Origin of the sequence: Sphingomonas sp. T1, from assembly GCF_902506585.1 — a bacterium.
In the GTDB taxonomy this organism is placed as follows: Bacteria; Pseudomonadota; Alphaproteobacteria; order Sphingomonadales; family Sphingomonadaceae; genus Sphingomonas; species Sphingomonas aerolata.
Genome location: NZ_LR733875.1, coordinates 2,746,578 through 2,762,803, shown reverse-complemented (window position 1 = coordinate 2,762,803; position 16,226 = coordinate 2,746,578). Strand labels below are relative to the sequence as shown.

Genomic DNA, 16,226 nt, shown 5'->3' with positions numbered 1-16,226 from the left:
GTCCTCAGCCCGCGATCGAGGCGCGACGCAGGTCGCGGGCCTTGGTCAGGATGATATCCTCGAGCTTCTGCGTGGTCGCGGCCTGGACGGGTGCGGACACCCACTGGCCGTTGCGGTTGATCTCGCGCAGCGCCGCGACGCGGACGGCATCGGCACGCAGGTCCTGGTCGAGGATCGATACCGTTACCTTCATCCGCTCGGCCGGGGTCTGCGGGTTGACGTACCAGTCGGTGACGATGACGCCGCCATTGGAGTCGGTCTGGAGCAGCGGCATGAAGCTCAGCGTGTCGAGCGTCGCGCGCCAGAGATAGCTGTTGACGCCGATCGTGGTGATCTTCGACGCGGCCAGATCGGCCTTGGGACGGGCGCTGCCGCCGCCGCACGCAACCAGCGGCAGAGCGGCGAGAACCACGAGGGCGGTACGCGGGCGGAACATCGGCATCATCCTGGCAATAGATCGTCGTCAGCCTCTACAGGGCGGGCCTGCTACCCGCAAGGATGGGGTGGGCGTCTGCAATTCGTCCGGCAACCGAGGCGGTCGACCTGTTCTGTGTGTCTGATGCAACACCTTTGGATAATCATTAGGTGCGGATAGCTGACGGGGATCGATCTGTGTTAGCTGCCGTTCAGCGAAGGAATCGTAACAAGATTCGTCTATAAAAGATTCGCAGGGAGTTGTTGTTTTGGTCGCCAAGCGCGTGATGGTCGGGATGTTCGCCGGAGTGGCTGCTGCCGCTGCGGTCTTCGTCGCGCCCGCGTTCGGCGCCTCCGAACAGCAGGTCCGCATCGCCAAGCGCCCGGCGCTGTCGGTGCGGGGCACGGGCGGCTTTACCCCATCGGCGGCGGATCCCCGGCTTGCGGCGCTGTTCGCGCGCGGCGGGTTCGATGCCGGTAGCTTCCGCTTCACCCCGGCCGAAACGCGTCGCGACAATCGCGCCGTCACCGTCGCTGTCCGCGCGCAGACCAACCGTGGTATCGATACCACGCGTCTCGCGACCAGCACCGCTCCGACCGTCGGATTGGCGCCGATAGCGTATAATCTGGGCATGTCGGTCGGCTGGAAGCGGTTTGCGGTGTCGGGCGATCTGGCACGCGTGGATCTGGCCGGGATGCCGGGCAGCCGGAGCTCCGCCGATGTGGCGGTCAGCTATGCGGGCAAGCGGTTCACGGGCAGCGTCAAGGCTGCGGCGGATCGTCCGCTCGCCAATACGCCGCGTCTCGTCGAGGATGCGCCGAGCTATTCGGTCGATCTTGGCGGATCCTATTCGCTGACGCGGAACATCGATGTGACCGCCGGCGTCCGCTATCGGTCGGATCGTGAGCGGTTCGTTCGGCTCGAGGACGATCGTCGCGACAGTCAGGCCGTCTATCTCGGAACCGCCTTCCGCTTCTGATCCGGGCGCAGCCTGACCGGCGATAAGCCGTGAACCGCCCCGCATCACGTCCACGCATCGATCGCGGCCCAGCCGTGAAAGCCCAATACCCGAAGCCGTCGCCACCGTGCGGCCGTCATACCGCCCAGCGCGATGACCGGCAGGCCGAGTCCGCGCGCTGCCCGCAGCGCGGCTGCGGGACCGATCGCTGGCGCTCCCGGATGCGATCGCGTCGGATAGATCGGCGACACGAACAGCGCGTCGGCACCGGCCCGCGCGCCGAGCATCGCCTCGCGCCGATCATGCGCGGGCCAGGTCCGCAAGCTCCCACAGCGGCCGGCGCCATGCACGCCATCGATCCCGGCAAATCCGGGCCGCGCGACCACCACCAGCCGTCGCGCCCGCGCAATGCGGCGGATGCGTAGCGCCAGCGCCCGACGCTGCGCCGGGGGCGTCTGGTAATGGCGGACCACGACCCCCGATCCGGGCGGAATACGCTGCAGCGCATGCCATAGCGCATCGCTCATCCGCTCGTCGGTCATCAGCCAGAGGCGCGGGACGGGGTTTCGGTGCGGCATCTTGCTGCCTATAGCGCCCCGCATGACAGACACGAACGGCATGACCGACGAAACCGACCGCACGCAGCGCCTGGCCGAGATCCGCGCGCGGATCGCCAAGGCTGCCGAGATTGCCGGTCGCAAGCCCGAGGGCGTCGCCTTGATCGCGGTGTCGAAGACTCATCCGGCGACGGCGATCGAACCCCTGCTCGAACAGGGCCAGCGGGTATTCGGCGAGAACCGCGTCCAGGAAGCGGCGGACAAATGGCCAGCGCTCAAGGCGCGGTACCCCGACGTCGTCCTGCACCTGATCGGGCAGTTGCAGTCGAACAAGGCGGCGGATGCCGTCGCGTTGTTCGACTGTATCCATGTGGTCGATCGCCCGTCGCTGGTCACGGCGCTCGGCAAGGCGATGCGCGAGAGCGGGCGGCGCCCCGACTGCTATCTCCAGGTGAATATCGGTGATGAGCCGCAAAAGGGCGGCTGTGCGATCGCCGACCTGCCCGCGCTGCTCGACGCGGCCCGCGCGGCCGACCTCCCGGTCGCGGGGCTGATGTGCCTGCCTCCCGCCGACGTCGAGCCTGCGCCCTATTTCGCGCTGCTGGCAAAGCTTGCGCGCGATTGCGGGCTGTCGGGGCTGAGCATGGGTATGTCCGACGACTTCGAGACCGCGGTGACGATCGGCGCGACGCACGTCCGGATCGGCAGCGCACTGTTCGGCGCGCGGGGGCATCGCGCATGACCGGTGCAGTCCGGTTCGATGCGCTGCTGTTCGATTTCGACGGTGTGCTGATCGACAGCGAGGCGCTCGGCAACCGGCATATCGCCGAATGGCTGACCGCGGCAGGGCATCCGATCACCGCGGAGGAGTCGATGGCGAACTTCATGGGGCTTGCCGGGCCGCAGTTCGTCGACGCGATCGAGCGCTGGATCGACCGGCCGCTGCCCGAGGCGTTCTACGCGGCGCGCAAGGCGGAGGACGACCGCGTGATGGCCGCCGGTATCGAAGCGATCGCGGGTGCGGTCGCCTTCGTGCGCGCCTTGCCGGGCGACCTGCCCAAGGCGATCGTCTCGTCGAGCCCGACCCGCTGGATCGCGCGGCACCTCGACCATATCGGCCTGCGCGACGCGTTCGGCGATCATCTCTACAGCGGCCGCGAGCATGTCACGAACGGCAAGCCCGCGCCTGACCTCTATCTCTACGGTGCCGAGCGGCTCGGCGTCGACATCGGCCGGACCGCCATTCTCGAGGATTCGCCGGTCGGTGCGACCGGCGCGGTGGCGTCGGGCGGCTATGTCATCGGACTGTCGGCAGGGTCGCATTGCGGGCCGGACCACGGCGCGCGGCTGAAGGCGATCGGCGTCGATGCGCTGGCCGACGATTTCGACGCGGTGGCACGCGTCCTGCGAGAGGGGGCCTAGGCCCGCCGCCTGCGCAGGATCGCGCCGACGCCCGCGACCAGGTCATAGGGGATCGCCGCAGCCTCGCGAGCGCGCATCTTGATCTGGTAGCGGCGGCTGCCGCCATGCGGGACGTGAATCGCGCTGGCGGGCATGCCCAGCATCGCGAACAACATGCGGATGCGGGGCTGGTGATAGCCGTCGGTGCAGATCATGCACTGGGCATACTGCCCCGCGCGGGCGAACCGGGTCGCCGCGACCACGCTCTGCAGCGTATCGAGACTGGCTTCGTCGAGATGGATCCGCGACCGATCGACCGTTTCCGCCAGCCGGTCGGCCATCACCGACGCCTCCGACGGACCATGACGGCCGATCGCCCCCGAGCAGAACAGGTCCGCCTCGGTATAGCGTGCCGCTGCCGCCGCCGCGAACGCGATCCGTCGTTCGAGCGTCGGGCTCGGGCTGCCATCCGCGCGGACCGCGGCGCCGAACACGACGATCAGCCGCCGCGAGGGAGGTATATCGATCAAAGCTGATGTCCGGTGCGGTCGCGCTTGGTCGCGAGATAGCGGGCATTGTGCGGATTGGCGGGCAGCGCATGGGGGACGCGCTCCGCCACCGTCACACCAGTCGCTTCGAGTCCGGCGACCTTGGCCGGATTGTTGGTGAGCAACCGGACCCGGTTCTGGCCGAGCAGGCTCAGCATCCGCGCGGCAACGCCGAAATCGCGTGCATCGATCGCAAAGCCTAGCCGGGTGTTCGCATCGACCGTGTCGAACCCCTGATCCTGCAGCGCATAGGCGCGCAGCTTGTTGACCAGGCCGATGCCGCGCCCCTCCTGACGCAGATAGAGCAATATGCCCCAGCCGCTGTGCTGGATCGCGTGAATCGCGGCGTGGAGCTGCGGCCCGCAGTCGCATTTGAGGCTGCCGAGCACGTCACCGGTCAGGCATTCACTGTGCAGCCGGACGAGCGGGGCATCGCCGTTCGGCTGCCCGATCAGGAGGGCGATGTGTTCGTCGGCGCTTTCCGGCGAACGGAAGGCGACGATCTCGGCATCCTCCGCACCCTCGACCGGCAAGCGTGCGCGGGTCGCGATGACCAGCCGGGTCGCATCCTCATGCGCGTCGATATCGGCGGCGGTCGCGGTCGCCTCGGGCGCACCGCTGCCCAGGAAGAAGGCGGGCAACAGCCCGGCGATCCGTGCGAGCCGCAACGCCGCCGCGGCGGCGTCGGGATGCGGGACGGGCAGGGTGCGGAACGGACCCTTGAGCGGCGTCGCGAGGTCGAACTGCGGATCGGCAAGCGCGGTCGCGGCGGGAAAGTCGATCCAGGGCGCGCGATCGACTAGGACGGGGGCAGTCGGGTCGGCCGCCTCGAGCTGATTGGCGAGCTTCAGCGTCACCGCCCGTCCCGACGAGATCAGCACCCCGCCGGTCGCCGGCGGATCGAATGTCGCGAGCCGATCCGCGTCCGCCGTCTCGACCGCGAGCAACGTCAGTCCGTCGATCGCGATCGGCCAGCCGCGGCGCAGGGCATCGACCGCGCGGGCCGCGGCGCGCGGATTGGCGCGATCGCTCAAAAGGCGAACTCGGTCAGGATCGGGATATGGTCGGAGGGCTTGAGCCAACTGCGGCACGGCTCGAAGACGTGATGCGCGACGGCGGCGTCCGCGGCCGCGCCCGTCGCCCACATGTGATCAAGCCGCCGCCCGCGATCGGACGTCGCCCAGTCCTTCGCGCGGTAGCTCCACCAGGTGAACAGCCGCGCGGGGGCGGGATGGAAGCGGCGGCCGAGATCGACCCAGTTTCCCGCGGCCTGGAGCCGGGCCAGCGCTTCGACCTCGACCGGCGTGTGGCTGACGACGTCGAGCAGCTGCTTGTGGCTCCAGACGTCCGCCTCGAGCGGCGCGATGTTGAAATCGCCGACCAGGATCGTCGGGCCGCTGAGCGTTTCCGACCAGCGCGTCATCCGCTCCAGAAAATCCAGCTTCTGGCCGAATTTCGGATTGGCGTCGCGGTCGGGGACATCGCCGCCCGCAGGAATATAGACATTCTCCAGCCGCACGCCGTTTTCCAGGCGTACGCCGACGTGGCGGGCTTCGCTGTTCGCCTGCCAGTCGAACCGGTCGTCGGCGACGATCGGCACCTTGCTCAGGATCGCGACGCCGTGATGCATGCGCTGGCCGTGGAGCACGATATGATCATAGCCGAGCGCGCGGAACGTCTCGAAGGGGAAGTCGTCGTCGACGACCTTGGTTTCCTGGAGGCACAGGATGTCGGGCGCGGCTTCCTTCAGAAACTGCTCGACGATGGCGATCCGGAAGCGGACCGAGTTGATGTTCCAGGAGACGATTTTCACGCGTGCGATGTAGCGCCGCGTGGGGGTGGCGACAAGGATCGCGCGGCGGCGTGCCGATCAATGAAAAGACCCCCGCTCCGGGGGCGTGGAGCGAGGGCCGACTCAGCGTTCGTCACGCAGGCAGACAATGGGGACACCATCCGGGCAACAGGGGGAAAAATCCCGAATGCCCCACATCCGCGACTCAGGCCCTAGCGCCAGGAACCTGTCGCCGGGATGAATGAAACGACAATGCCGTTCATTTTCAGGAGGTGGCCAGGCTCACCGCGTCCGGCGCGGGTCGTTCCACCGGAAGGTGTTGTCGCTGACCGGTCCACCGAATTTCTGCTTGGACAGGCGGATGGTGGTCCGGTTGTTCTGGCTGTCGAGCGCGACCCAGCCCTGCAGCATCAGCCCGCCGGGGGCGGCGGCATCGCGTGCGAAGACTAAAGTGATGCGGCCATATTCGGGGTGCTTGGGGTCGTTCGCCTCGACCGAGACGACGCGGTTGTCATAGCCGGGGACCAGCTTGGCATAGCGCGTGATGTCGCGGCTCGGGTCGAGCAGCACGCCGAGAGGCGAATTCTTGATCGGCCAGCGCTGCACCTGCTTCACCGAATAGTCGATGAAGGTCAGCGCGCCGCCCTCGGCGACGATCAGGATTGGCACGCCCTTCTCATACTGAAACCGCAGCTTGCCCGGCTTCTTGAGCGTCAGCACGCCGGTCAGCACCTTGCCGTTGCGATCCGCCTGCGAGAAGTCGGCGGTCATCGTCGTGACCGATTGCAGGTGCTTCTGCACGGCGGCGAGGTCGCCGGTCGCCTGTGCGGCGATCGGCGACGGCACGGCGGCGACCGAGAGGGCGGCGATCGTCGCGATCACCGCGGGGCGGGTGTTGAACATCGAAATCTCCTTGGACGCCGGGCAATGCCGGGCCCGGCTTGAACGGGTTGTGAACTGGGATGCGTGAGGATCGGTCATTGCCGCCAGAGCCTCCGTCATCCTGGGCTCGACCCAGGATCCAGGATGACGAGCGCCGGACTGCGTGGCTCTGGATCCCAGACCTCGCTGGGATGACGGGCAGGGTGTGGTGGACGCCCCCCTCAACCCCTCAGATCGCATGCCCTTCGGTATCGCGCAGGACCTCGCGGCGTCCGACATGATCGGGCCGGCCGACGATGCCGTCCTTTTCCATCCGCTCGATCAATCGCGCGGCCGAGTTGTAGCCGATCCGCAACTGCCGCTGCAGCCACGAAGTCGACGCCTTTTGCGATTCGCAGACCAGCTGGATGGCGTTGCGATATTGCTGATCCTCCGCCGAATCCTCGCCGGTCGGCGAGCCTTCGAGCGTGAAGCCGTCCTCGGGCTCCTCGGTTACCGACGAGATGTAATCGGGCAGGCCCTGCGACCGCCAGTGATCCGCCACCAGCCGGACCTCGTCGTCGCTGACGAACGGACCGTGGACGCGGACGATACCCTTGCCGCCGGGCATGTAGAGCATGTCGCCCTTGCCGAGCAGCTGTTCGGCACCCTGTTCGCCGAGAATGGTGCGCGAATCGATCTTCGACGTGACGTGGAAGCTGATTCGCGTCGGCAGATTGGCTTTGATGACGCCGGTGATGACGTCGACCGACGGCCGCTGAGTCGCCATGATCAGGTGGATACCCGCCGCGCGTGCCTTCTGCGCCAATCGCTGGATGAGGAATTCGACCTCCTTGCCCGCGGTCATCATCAGGTCGGCGAGCTCGTCGACGATCACCACGATCTGCGGCAGCACGTCATATTCGAGCTTCTCCTCCTCGTACATCGGCGCGCCGGTGTCGGGATGATAGCCGGTCTGCACCTTCCGACCCAGGGGTTGCCCCTTGGCCTTGGCACCGCGTACCTTGTCGTTGAAGCCGGCGAGGCTGCGCACGCCGACGGAGGACATCTGGCGATAGCGATCCTCCATCGTCTCGACCGCCCATTTCAGCGCGCGCACCGCCTTGGCGGGATCGGTCACGACCGGCGACAGCAGATGCGGGATATCGTCGTACATGCTCAGTTCGAGCATCTTCGGATCGATCATGATCATCCGGCACTGGTTCGGCGTCAGCTTGTACAGCAGCGACAGGATCATGCTGTTGAGCCCGACCGACTTGCCCGAGCCCGTCGTCCCGGCGACGAGCAGATGCGGCATCGGCGCGAGGTCGGCGATCACCGAATCGCCCGCGATGTTCTTGCCCAGGATGATCGGCAGCTGCGCGGCCTGATCCTCGAACGTCTGGCTGCCGACGAGCTCGTGGAGCGACACCGCCTCGCGCCGCGCATTGGGCAGTTCGATACCGATCACATTGCGCCCCGGGATCACCGCGACGCGCGCGGAGATCGCCGACATGTTGCGCGCGATGTCGTCGGCCAGCGCGATCACGCGGCTCGCCTTGATGCCGGGTGCGGGCTCGAGCTCGTACATCGTCACGACCGGGCCCGGCCGCACCTCGATGATCGATCCCTTGACGTGGAAATCATCGAGCACATTCTCCAGCAGCCGCGCGTTGCGTTCGAGCCCGGCCTTGTCGACGACATTGCCCTGGCTCGGCGGCGACGGCGTCAGCAGGTCGACGCTCGGCAGCGTGTAATTGTCGCGCAGGTCGAGCTGGCGTTCCTTGGGTTTCGCCTGCGACGGCGCGTTCTGGCGGTCGGCGATGACGGGCGCGGGGCGTGGATCGGGTTCGGCGATCGCGCGCGGCTCGACGGGCTTGCGCGTCAGCGTCAGCGGCTCGTCCTCGTCGTCAGGCCCACCGACATAGCCGTCGGCCCCGTCATCATAGCCGAGCGCCGGGATCCGGTTGCGCCGGAAGCGCCACTTGCGCTCACCCAGATCGATCTCGATGCTCTTGCCCCAGACGATCGCGCCGGCGATCGCGGCGACAAGGCCGACGGCGCGCGCCGACCAGAGTTCGGCGACCGGCTGACCCAGGAATCCAAGACCCCAATGCACGGCATTGGCGACCGACAGGCCGATGATGCCACCCCAGCCTGCAGGAAGTGCGAGCACCGACGCGTCGGACACGAAGGCGAGCGCGCTGGCCATCAGCGCGACGCCGAGCGCCGCACCGCGCAGCATCCGTGCCCAGCGTCCGACCGGCAGGTCGCGCCACAGCCGCATCGCGAGGATCGGCCCGACCGGCAGCAGCAGCGCGACGGCGGGGCCGAACAGCGACAGCGCGATATCGGCGAACCACGCGCCCGGCGGGCCGATCAGGTTGGCGGGATAGCCGCCCGACGCGGTGTTCAGCGCCGGATCGCTGGCATGATAGCTGGCCAAAGCCAGTGCCATCAGCAACGTCGCGACGAACAGCGCGATCGCGGCAATCAGCGCGCCGCTGCGCACCGCTCCCGCCTTTACCGTCTCACGCCATAAGGCTGGCTGCGCGCGGCTGGCCATGACCTCAAATCCTTCAATGTGCGAAAATCCGACTTTTCATCGCGCCGGGCGGGTCCGACGTCAAGGCGAGCACGCGACAACACGGGTTAAAGCGACCCCGGATCTGCGTTGGCAGCGGCGGGCGGGCGGGATAGAGCGGCACCATGGACACAGATGTACTCATCCTCGGTGGCGGGCTGGTCGGTGCGACGCTCGCCGTGGCGCTCGACGTGCACGGCATCTCGACGATCGTGATCGATCCGGCGGACCCCGCGGTCACGCTGGCGGCGGGCTTCGATGGCCGCGCCTCGGCCGTCGCGAGCGCGAGCCACCGGATGCTCGATGCGATCGGCGTCGGCGCGACGTTGGCGGGGCAGGGCTGCGCGATCCGCCAGATCCGCGTCAGCGACGGGCTGGAACCGGGCAAGCTCGATTTCGTCCCCGCCGCGGACGACGGCGCGCTGGGCACGATGTACGAGAACAAGCTGCTCCGTCACACGCTGTTCGATGCCGCGAGCGCGGCGGCGCATGTCGACCTGCGGATGATGACGCGCGCGACCGATCTCGACCGCAGCGCTGCGGGGGTGACCGCGACGCTTGATTCGGGCGCGGTGGTCCGCGCGCCGCTGGTCGTCGTCGCCGAGGGGCGCAAGTCGCCGACGCGCGAGGCCGCCGGGATCACGATGGCGCACTGGTCCTATGATCACACCGCGATCATCGCCGCCTTTCATCACGAACGCTCGCATGAGGATGTCGCTTACGAGATCTTCTACGCCAGCGGCCCGTTCGCGCTGCTGCCGTTGCCCGACGATGCGGAGGGGCATCGCTCGGCGATCGTGTGGACGGTCGACACGAAAAACGCCGCGGGCATGCTCAAGATGGGTGACCGCGCCTTCCTCGCCGAAGCGACCAAGCGCATGGGCGGCTTTCTCGGCGAGCTGTCGATGCTGACGCCGCGCTCCTCCTATCCGCTCGGCTTTCAGCATGCCGCGCGGATCACCGACACGCGGCTCGCGCTGGTCGGCGATGCAGCGCACGGCATCCACCCGATCGCCGGACAGGGGCTCAATCTCGGCTTTCGCGACGTGGCGACGCTCGCCGAGGTGCTGGTCGAGGGCAAACGCCTCGGCCTCGACCTCGGCGACGCGGCGCTTCTCGCGCGTTACCAGCGCTGGCGCGGGCTCGACACGTTCATGACCGCGGCCGCGACCGACACGTTGACCCGGCTGTTCGGCATGCCCGGCAAGACCGCGAGCGCGGTGCGCCGCTTCGGCATCAGCGCGGTCAACGCACTACCGCCGCTCAAGGATCGCTTCATGGCAGAGGCGCGCGGCGAGAGCGGCGACCTGCCCAAGCTGCTTCAGGGCCTGACGATCTGACCATCACCCGTCCGCGCGATCTGGCGATCGTGCGGGCGGGACAGCAGCATGACGGCAAGCGCGGCGCCGACCAGGCACATCAGCATGTCCCACTGCGTATCCCAGGGGTCGCCCTGCGTACCGAGAAACGCGTCTGCGCCCTCGCCGAGCGAAACCGCCGCACCGAATTCGATCAGTTCGTACAGCGCGCTGATGGCGAGGCAATAGGCGAGGACGGTGATGGTCAGCAGCCGTGGCGACGCGATATGCCGACCCCGGATCAACAGCTCGCGCAGCACGATCGCGGGGACGAACCCCTGGATCAGGTGACCGAACCGGTCATAGGGATTGCGCGCCAGATGCAGCCAATCCTGCACCATGAAACCGACCGGGACGCGGGCATAGCTATAGGCGCCACCCAGCATCAGCACGAAGCCGTGAAACGCGATCAGGACCAGCGCCAGAGGGGTGAAGGCGAACCGGTGACGCAGCGCCACCAGGATCGGAAAGGCAATCAGGACGGGCGCTACCTCCATCCACCAGGTGGCGCGGTCGAAGGGCGACCATCCCGATGCCGCGAGCCCGATGCTCCAGGCCACCCCCAGAATGACGAGGCGGCGGTCGGGTTTCGACATCAGGCGGTTGCGACACCATCGATTGGCCGCGCCTCTTCGACAAGCATCACCGGCACGCCGTCGCGCACCGGATAGGCGAGCCCGGCGGCATCGGAGATCAGCTCCTGCGCGGCCTCGTCGTAGCGCAGGGGGGTGCGCGACACCGGACAGACGAGGCGTTCGAGCAGCCAGGGATCGAGCCCGCTCATTGCAGCGTCACCTGTTCGTCGCCGTCGTGTCGCCCGAAAAACTGCATCAGCTGGATGATCAGCTCGGCGCGCGTTTCGATGTCGGGGGCCTCGAGCAGCGCCTGCTTGGCGGCCGAATCGAACGGGGCGATCTGCGCGATGCCGTTGACCAAGCTCTCATCGTCGAGCCGCGCGACCGCGTCCCAGTCGACCGCATAGCCCTGCACGTCGGCAAAGCGACGCGATTCGAGTTCGAGCGACGAGCGCCGGCCGAGCGACAGCGTGTCGTCCTCGATCACTGGCAGCAGTTCTGCCTCGACCTGGCGGAAGGGCGTGGTGACATCGAGTTCGCGGACGATGCGAAACATCGCGACGCCCTCCAGCACGACATTGTACCGGCCGTCCTCGAGCGCCTCGACCTCGGCGATCTTGCCGACGCAGCCCAGTGCGTAGAGCTCTCCATCATCACCGCGCGGCTGGATCATGCCGATCCGCCGGTCGCGCGCCATCGCATCGCTGATCATCGCCCGATAGCGCGGCTCGAACAGGTGCAGCGGCAACTGCATGCCCGGGAACAGCAGCGCGCCGGGCAGGGGGAAGATGGAGAGCCGGGTCGTCATCCGAACAGGATCGCAGACAGGCGCCGCCGCTGTCCAGAGACCCAGGGATCCTCAAGGCCCACCACCTCGAACAATTTCAGCAGCTGCGTCCGCGCGGCGCTCTCGTTCCAGTCGCGATCCGCAGCGATGATGGCGAGGAAGCTGTCCGCGGCGGCATCGCGGTCGTTCGCCGCCATCTGGCCGTTGGCGAGTGCGAAGCGTGCGGCCAGGTCGTCTGGTGCTGCCTCGACCGCGGCGATCAGCGGTGACAGGTCGGCGACCGGGGGGGCAGACTGGGCCAGCGCCAGCGCGGCCTGCGCGCGGTGGATCGCCGGATCCTTGGAGATCGCGGGGTCCAGGTTCGCAAGCCAGTCGGCCGCCTCATCGAGCTGCCCGGTCAGGACGAGCGCGCGGACGAAGCCGGCATGGACCGCGGGGTGCTCGGGCGCCATGTCGGCGATCTGGCGGAAGATCCCCAGCGCACGCTCCCCATCACCCTCGGCAAGGACCTCCTCGCCCATCGCGATAAGCGGTTCGATGTCGGGGGCGTCGGTATTGGCCTCCGCTTCGATCGGCAGCTGCTTGAGCAACTGATCGAGGATCACGCGCAGCTGTGAATCGGTGCGCGCGCTGGTCATGTCGGCGACCAGCTGCCCCTGGTACATCGCATAGACGGTCGGGATCGACTTGATCTGAAATTGCGCGGCAATGAACTGGTTCTTGTCGGTGTCGACCTTCGCCAGCACGACGCCCTTGTCCGCATAATCGGCGGCGACCTTTTCCAGCGTCGGACCGAGCGCCTTGCACGGCCCGCACCATTCCGCCCAGAAGTCGATGATCACGAGTTTCGTCATCGACGGTTCGACGACATCGCGACGGAACGCCTCGACGGCGTCCTTCTCGGCAGGCGACATTCCAAGCGTGGCCAACATACACTCCCGTATTGAACTCTGCGCTATCTGGGGCGGCGGCGCGGTGATTGCCACCATCTTACCGACACTCTCAATGGAAGTCGCGCGACTTGGGCAGGACACGCACGTCGCGGGGATGCTGCGCGCGCGAGGGTTGCGACAGCGACGTCCGTGAATCCGGACTGCGCGTCGGGACGGATCGGACCACTTCATCTGCGCGGCACAATGGCGCATCGAGTGCATGGTCCTCGGACAGGAACCGGAGCATCGCGCTGCGATCCTGGACGCGCGATGCGATCAGATGCGTGACACCTTCCTCGCTGCGCTGGATCACCCCTTCGAGAACCATCAGCCGCGAGGCCATCACCGCGCGGCGGTTCGCCTCAAAATCGCGCGCCCAGATCAGCCCGTTGGTGACGCCGGTCTCGTCCTCGATCGTCACGAAAATCGCATTGCCCTTGCCCGGGCGCTGGCGGACGAGGACGATGCCTGCAACTCTGGCGCGCCGGCCGTCCCTGGTGGCACAGGCCTGGGCGCTCGACAGGATCCCCTCGGCGGCGAAGCGATCGCGCAGGAACGCCATCGGATGCGCCTTCAGCGACAGGCCGGTCGTCTGGTAATCGGCGGCGACCTGTTCGGACAGGGGCATCGCGGGAAGCTGTGCATCGGGTTCGACGCCCAGCTCGGGTACGTCGGCGGCGGCGAACAGCGCGAGCTGTTTGGGCGGGGTGCGGCGGACGTCCCACAGCGCCTCGCGACGGTCCTTGGCGAGCGAGCGGAACGCATCCGCATCGGCGAGCAGGTTCATCGCGCGCTGCGGCAGGTCGGCGCGGCGGGCAAGATCCTCGATCCCGGTGAAGCGCGCGAGCGTGCGCGCCGCGACGAGATTGTGCGCCCATTCCGCGCGGAACCCGTCGACCTGCCGAAAGCCGAGGCGCAACGCCTCCTGCCCGGCGGTGGTGCCAGCTTCGAGGCCATTGTCCCACAGGCTCGCATTCACATCGACGGGCAGCACGGTCACCCCGTGTTCGACCGCGTCGCGCACCAGCTGTGCCGGGGCATAGAACCCCATGGGCTGCGAATTGAGCAGCGCGCAGGCGAATACGGCGGGGTGGAAGCATTTGATCCACGACGAGACATAGACCAGCCGCGCGAAGGACAGCGCATGGCTTTCGGGAAAGCCGTAGGATCCGAACCCCTCAATCTGTTTGAAACAGCGTTCGGCAAACTCCGCCTCATAGCCACGGCGGACCATGCCACTGATCAGCTTGGCCTGGAAATTATCCATGCCGCCGACCTTGCGGAACGTCGCCATCGACTTGCGCAACTGGTTCGCCTCGCTCGGCGTGAACCCGGCCGCGACGATCGCCAGCTTCATCGCCTGTTCCTGGAACAGCGGCACGCCATAGGTGAAGCGCAGCAGTTGCTGAAGTTCGTCGGGCGGACCGAAACGCGGGTGGGGCGAGGGGAAGTCGACCTTCTCCTTGCCGCTGCGGCGGCGGAGATAGGGATGGACCATGTCGCCCTCGATCGGTCCGGGGCGGACGATCGCGACCTGTACGACCAGATCATAGAGTTTGCGCGGACGCAGCCGCGGCAGCATGTTGATCTGCGCGCGGCTTTCGACCTGGAACACGCCGATGCTGTCGCCCCTGCACAGCATGTCATAGACACGGTCGTCCTCGGCGACGGCAATCGTGTCGAGCAGGTGATCGCCGTGGCCATGCTCGCGCATCAGGTCGAAGCTCTTGCGGATGCAGGTCAGCATGCCGAGCGCGAGGATATCGACCTTCATCAGCCCCAGCGCGTCGATATCGTCCTTGTCCCATTCGATGAAGGTGCGGTCCGCCATCGCACCGTTGTGGATCGGCACCATTTCGTCGAGCCGTCCCTGCGTCAGCACGAACCCGCCGACATGCTGCGACAGATGCCGCGGAAATTCGAGCAGCCGGTCGACCATCTCGCGAAGCCGCGCGATCTCCGGATTGTCGGGATCGAACCCGGTTTCGGTGAAGCGGCGTTCGTCGAACCGGCTCGAAAAACTGCCCCAGACGGTGCTCGTCAGTTTTTGCGTCACGTCTTCGGTCAGGCCCAGCGCCTTGCCGACCTCGCGCACCGTGCTCTTGGGGCGATAATGGATGACCGTCGCGGCGATCGCCGCGCGGTCGCGGCCATAGCGACGATAAATATACTGCATCACCTCCTCGCGCCGTTCATGCTCGAAATCGACGTCGATATCGGGGGGCTCGTCGCGTTCGCTGGACACGAAGCGCGAGAAGAGCAGGTCGTATTTCATCGGATCGACCGAGGTGACGCCGAGCAGATAGCAGACCACCGAATTGGCCGCCGAGCCGCGCCCCTGACACAGGATCGGCGGGTCGCAGCTGCGCGCAAACCGGACGATGTCGGAGACGGTCAGGAAGTAATAGGCGTAGTTCTTCTCGCGGATCAGCGTGAACTCCTCGTGGAGCAGCGCCAGCATCCTGTCGGGTACGCGGTCGTCATAGCGTTCGAGCGCGGTCTGCCAGACGAGATGCTCCAGCCAGTCCTGCGCCTCCCATCCCGGCGGGACAGGCTCGTGCGGATATTCGTAGCGCAGGTCGTCGAGCGAGAACGCGATCCGCGCCATCAGGCGGGCGCTTTGCCCGACCGCATCGGGACGATCGCGGAACAGCCGCGCCATCTCGTATGTGTCCTTCAGATGGCGTTCGCCATTGGCGGCGAGCAGGCGACCGGCCTTGTGGATGCTGGTGCCCTCGCGGATGCAGGTGACGATGTCGTGCAGGTCGCGGTCGTCGGGATAGGCATAGAGCGCGTCGGTGGTCGCGAGCACGGGTATGCCCGCGGCGTCGGCGAGACCCGCCAGCCGTGCCAGCCGCCGCCGATCGCGTCCGCCGCGCGGCATCGTTACGCCGAGCCAGACACACTCCGCCCCCAGCCGCTTCACCGCGTGGAGGACACTCGACAGGTCGCGGTCGCGGCGTTCGGGCAGCATGTCACCGTCGGGCAGCGGCGAGACGGCCGTTGCGCCACGCGAGCTGCTCTCGGGCATCACCACGAGCATCATGTCGGCATGATGCGCGATCAGATCGCCGAGCCCTAAGATGCAGCCGCCTTTTTCGGCGCGACGGTTGCCGACGGTGAGCAAGCGAGTAAGTCGCCCCCAGCCGCGCCGGGTCGAGGGATAGGCGACGATGTCGGGGGTCCCGTCCTCGAACACCAGCCGCGCCCCGACGATCAGCCGGAAGTCGATCGGCGGCAGCATCATCCCCAGCAGTCCGTCTTTGGCCTTCTTCAACGCCTGGTGCGCGCGGACCACGCCGGCGACGGTGTTGCGGTCGGCGATGCCGACGCCGCCAAGGCCCAGCTCGACCGCGCGACCGACCATGGTTCCGGCATCGCTCGCGCCGTCGAGGAACGAGAAATTGGTCGCCGCGACGAGTTCGGCAAAGGCGGAATCGGCAAAGGCGGTCACGGCG

General features: G+C 67.3%; 16 protein-coding genes. 4 read left to right on the top strand and 12 right to left on the bottom strand.

What is annotated here, in order from left to right; translation table 11 throughout:
• Window positions 1-4 precede the first annotated feature (4 nt).
• A complete protein-coding gene (locus tag GV027_RS12485; RefSeq protein ID WP_031396163.1) occupies window positions 5-436 on the bottom strand; it encodes a DUF3576 domain-containing protein in 432 nt (143 codons plus the stop codon).
• 247 nt (window positions 437-683) lie between these two features.
• On the opposite strand from GV027_RS12485, the gene GV027_RS12480 reads away from it, so the two are divergent.
• Window positions 684-1,394 carry a hypothetical protein gene (locus GV027_RS12480; protein ID WP_234387526.1) on the top strand — a complete coding sequence of 237 codons (711 nt, stop codon included), beginning with the start codon at window positions 684-686 and terminating at the stop codon, window positions 1,392-1,394.
• A gap of 44 nt (window positions 1,395-1,438) precedes the next feature.
• Here the strand turns inward: GV027_RS12480 and GV027_RS12475 are convergent, their stop codons facing one another.
• Entirely contained in the window at window positions 1,439-1,951 is a 513-nt protein-coding gene (locus tag GV027_RS12475; protein WP_201302622.1) for a thiamine phosphate synthase, read from the bottom strand.
• A 40-nt stretch (window positions 1,952-1,991) separates the two neighbouring features.
• Here GV027_RS12475 and GV027_RS12470 point away from each other — a divergent pair, with 40 nt between their 5' ends.
• On the top strand, window positions 1,992-2,672 hold the full coding sequence (locus tag GV027_RS12470; protein ID WP_159512894.1) for a YggS family pyridoxal phosphate-dependent enzyme: 681 nt from the start codon (window positions 1,992-1,994) through the stop codon (window positions 2,670-2,672).
• Window positions 2,669-3,352, top strand: a complete 684-nt coding sequence (locus GV027_RS12465) for an HAD family hydrolase (RefSeq protein ID WP_159512067.1) — start codon at window positions 2,669-2,671, stop codon at window positions 3,350-3,352. The genes GV027_RS12470 and GV027_RS12465 overlap by 4 nt, the downstream gene beginning before the upstream one ends.
• Here the strand turns inward: GV027_RS12465 and GV027_RS12460 are convergent.
• The 5 genes from GV027_RS12460 to GV027_RS12440 form a co-directional block, all read right to left on the bottom strand.
• Entirely contained in the window at window positions 3,349-3,861 is a 513-nt protein-coding gene (locus GV027_RS12460; protein ID WP_051916637.1) for a YdcF family protein, read from the bottom strand. The two genes, GV027_RS12465 and GV027_RS12460, sit on opposite strands and share 4 nt — an antisense overlap.
• Complete coding sequence (gene ribA / locus GV027_RS12455; protein WP_159512066.1) at window positions 3,858-4,913, bottom strand: GTP cyclohydrolase II; 1,056 nt, start codon at window positions 4,911-4,913, stop codon at window positions 3,858-3,860. Before ribA ends, GV027_RS12460 begins: the two co-directional genes overlap by 4 nt.
• Window positions 4,910-5,692: an exodeoxyribonuclease III gene (xth, locus tag GV027_RS12450; protein WP_159512065.1), complete on the bottom strand. Its 783-nt coding sequence runs from the start codon at window positions 5,690-5,692 to the stop codon at window positions 4,910-4,912. The genes ribA and xth overlap by 4 nt, the downstream gene beginning before the upstream one ends.
• 261 nt (window positions 5,693-5,953) lie before the next feature.
• The gene (locus tag GV027_RS12445) at window positions 5,954-6,574 is read right to left on the bottom strand and encodes a LolA family protein (RefSeq protein ID WP_031395416.1); all 621 of its coding nucleotides are present in this window, start codon (window positions 6,572-6,574) and stop codon (window positions 5,954-5,956) included.
• A gap of 208 nt (window positions 6,575-6,782) precedes the next feature.
• Window positions 6,783-9,098: a DNA translocase FtsK gene (locus GV027_RS12440; RefSeq protein ID WP_056406624.1), complete on the bottom strand. Its 2,316-nt coding sequence runs from the start codon at window positions 9,096-9,098 to the stop codon at window positions 6,783-6,785.
• Between the two features lie 143 nt (window positions 9,099-9,241).
• On the opposite strand from GV027_RS12440, the gene GV027_RS12435 reads away from it, so the two are divergent.
• Window positions 9,242-10,456: a UbiH/UbiF/VisC/COQ6 family ubiquinone biosynthesis hydroxylase gene (locus GV027_RS12435; RefSeq protein WP_159512064.1), complete on the top strand. Its 1,215-nt coding sequence runs from the start codon at window positions 9,242-9,244 to the stop codon at window positions 10,454-10,456.
• On the opposite strand, the gene GV027_RS12430 is transcribed toward GV027_RS12435, so the two are convergent.
• From GV027_RS12430 to GV027_RS12410, 5 genes are all read right to left on the bottom strand, one after another.
• On the bottom strand, window positions 10,438-11,070 hold the full coding sequence (locus tag GV027_RS12430; RefSeq protein ID WP_159512063.1) for a DUF2238 domain-containing protein: 633 nt from the start codon (window positions 11,068-11,070) through the stop codon (window positions 10,438-10,440). The two genes, GV027_RS12435 and GV027_RS12430, sit on opposite strands and share 19 nt — an antisense overlap.
• Complete coding sequence (locus tag GV027_RS12425; protein WP_159512062.1) at window positions 11,070-11,258, bottom strand: Trm112 family protein; 189 nt, start codon at window positions 11,256-11,258, stop codon at window positions 11,070-11,072. The genes GV027_RS12430 and GV027_RS12425 overlap by 1 nt, the downstream gene beginning before the upstream one ends.
• The gene (locus GV027_RS12420; RefSeq protein ID WP_031395355.1) at window positions 11,255-11,857 is read right to left on the bottom strand and encodes an LON peptidase substrate-binding domain-containing protein; all 603 of its coding nucleotides are present in this window, start codon (window positions 11,855-11,857) and stop codon (window positions 11,255-11,257) included. Before GV027_RS12420 ends, GV027_RS12425 begins: the two co-directional genes overlap by 4 nt.
• Window positions 11,854-12,750, bottom strand: a complete 897-nt coding sequence (locus tag GV027_RS12415; RefSeq protein ID WP_159512893.1) for a tetratricopeptide repeat protein — start codon at window positions 12,748-12,750, stop codon at window positions 11,854-11,856. Before GV027_RS12415 ends, GV027_RS12420 begins: the two co-directional genes overlap by 4 nt.
• An 88-nt stretch (window positions 12,751-12,838) precedes the next feature.
• The gene (locus tag GV027_RS12410) at window positions 12,839-16,222 is read right to left on the bottom strand and encodes an error-prone DNA polymerase (RefSeq protein ID WP_159512061.1); all 3,384 of its coding nucleotides are present in this window, start codon (window positions 16,220-16,222) and stop codon (window positions 12,839-12,841) included.
• Window positions 16,223-16,226: the final 4 nt, after the last annotated feature.

Excerpts from the sequence above, each read along its gene's own strand:
- GV027_RS12420 (WP_031395355.1), bottom strand. The coding sequence starts at position 11,857 with ATGACGACCCGGCTCTCCATCTTCCCCCTGCCCGGCGCGCTGCTGTTC.
- GV027_RS12440 (WP_056406624.1), bottom strand. The coding sequence starts at position 9,098 with ATGGCCAGCCGCGCGCAGCCAGCCTTATGGCGTGAGACGGTAAAGGCG.
- GV027_RS12470 (WP_159512894.1), top strand. The coding sequence starts at position 1,992 with ATGACCGACGAAACCGACCGCACGCAGCGCCTGGCCGAGATCCGCGCG.
- GV027_RS12485 (WP_031396163.1), bottom strand. The coding sequence starts at position 436 with ATGTTCCGCCCGCGTACCGCCCTCGTGGTTCTCGCCGCTCTGCCGCTG.
- GV027_RS12425 (WP_159512062.1), bottom strand. The coding sequence starts at position 11,258 with ATGAGCGGGCTCGATCCCTGGCTGCTCGAACGCCTCGTCTGTCCGGTG.
- GV027_RS12445 (WP_031395416.1), bottom strand. The coding sequence starts at position 6,574 with ATGTTCAACACCCGCCCCGCGGTGATCGCGACGATCGCCGCCCTCTCG.
- GV027_RS12430 (WP_159512063.1), bottom strand. The coding sequence starts at position 11,070 with ATGTCGAAACCCGACCGCCGCCTCGTCATTCTGGGGGTGGCCTGGAGC.
- GV027_RS12465 (WP_159512067.1), top strand. The coding sequence starts at position 2,669 with ATGACCGGTGCAGTCCGGTTCGATGCGCTGCTGTTCGATTTCGACGGT.
- GV027_RS12415 (WP_159512893.1), bottom strand. The coding sequence starts at position 12,750 with ATGTCGCCTGCCGAGAAGGACGCCGTCGAGGCGTTCCGTCGCGATGTC.
- GV027_RS12475 (WP_201302622.1), bottom strand. The coding sequence starts at position 1,951 with ATGCCGCACCGAAACCCCGTCCCGCGCCTCTGGCTGATGACCGACGAG.
- GV027_RS12435 (WP_159512064.1), top strand. The coding sequence starts at position 9,242 with ATGGACACAGATGTACTCATCCTCGGTGGCGGGCTGGTCGGTGCGACG.